Origin of the sequence: Pseudoflavonifractor sp. An85 (assembly GCF_002161235.1) — a bacterium.
In the GTDB taxonomy this organism is placed as follows: Bacteria; Bacillota; Clostridia; order Oscillospirales; family Oscillospiraceae; genus Enterenecus.
The window spans coordinates 1-633 of record NZ_NFHE01000136.1 but is presented as its reverse complement, the minus strand read 5'-3'; the positions used below and the strand labels follow the sequence as shown (position 1 = coordinate 633).

The window sequence follows — 633 nt, the reverse complement described above, 5'->3', positions numbered from 1 at the left end:
GAGCTGGACCGGAACCTGAACGTGCTGGTCATCGGCGGCTCCGGCTCCGGCAAGACGTTCAACTACGTCACCCCCAACATCATGCAACTGAACGCCAACTACTTCATCACCGACCCCAAGGGCACGCTCCTGAAGGACGCGGGCTACCTGTTCGCGGACAACGGGTATGAGATCAAGAGCTTCAACACCATCAACCTCGACGAGTCCATGCACTACAACCCGCTGAAATACGTGAAGACGGACACCGACATCCTGTCGTTCGTGAACTGCTACATCATGAACACCAACGGGGACGGCAAGGCGGGCGACCCGTTCTGGGAGAACGCGGAACGGATGCTGTACACCGCCCTCATCGCATTGTTGAGAGATTGGTTCCCCCCGGAGGACTACAACCTGTCCGGCCTGCTCACCCTCCTGTCCCTCGCGGAGGCACGCGAGGACGACGAGAACTTCAAAAGCCCGCTGGACCTGCTGTTCCTCCAGATCGAGGACGGGAAGAAGTACGTGCGCAAACAGGGCGTAGCCGCTCCCGCATCGGCGTCAGGCCCCACGGGCCTGACCCGCACCTTGGAGACCGGATCGCCCCAGAGCGACTGGTCGTGGGAGCCGAGCCGGTTCCGGAAGACCCTCAAG

General features: G+C 61.5%; 1 protein-coding gene. It reads left to right on the top strand.

Annotated elements, in window-relative coordinates; genetic code table 11:
- A partial coding sequence (locus B5G37_RS14825) for a type IV secretory system conjugative DNA transfer family protein (RefSeq protein WP_158099458.1) occupies positions 1-633 on the top strand: 633 nt, incomplete at both ends.